The sequence below is a fragment of the Collinsella sp. AM41-2BH genome, from assembly GCF_003468085.1.
Lineage (GTDB): Bacteria > Actinomycetota > Coriobacteriia > Coriobacteriales > Coriobacteriaceae > Collinsella.
In genome coordinates this window covers 1-435 of record NZ_QSGH01000034.1, presented here as the reverse complement: position 1 = coordinate 435, position 435 = coordinate 1, and the positions used below count along the sequence as shown (strand labels likewise).

Sequence of the window (435 nt, the reverse complement as noted above, 5' to 3'; positions counted from 1 at the left end):
ACGAGACCGGCAAGAAGATGACCGCGCTCGCCGACAAGGTCGCCGACGAGGGCTACGACGCCGTGTTCCTGATGGGTGTCGGCGGCACCTGGGACGAGCTCATGCAGCTCGAGTACCTCATGAACAAGTTCGGCGACCGCGACCTCGAGGTCTACCTGATCCACGCCGCCGAGTGGAACGTCATGGGCCACAAGCGCATGACCGAGAAGTCCGTCGTGCTCACCGCCTCCGAGTCCGGCACCACCCCCGAGGTCCTCGAGGCCGTCAAGAAGATGAAGGACATGGGCGTGCGCGTCTACGCCATGACCAAGCCCGAGGGCCCCATCGGCCAGGCCGTGGGTGCCGAGAACTGCGTCGCCATGGCTTCCGACCATGGTTCGGGCGGCTGCGAGAAGGGCTACTACCTCGCCGACTGCTTCGGCCTGCGCCTGCTCA

Annotated in this window: 1 pseudogene; it reads left to right on the top strand. The window is 66.0% G+C overall.

What is annotated here, in order from left to right:
• A pseudogene (locus DW899_RS10220) lies at window positions 1–435 on the top strand (SIS domain-containing protein); the annotation flags it as partial.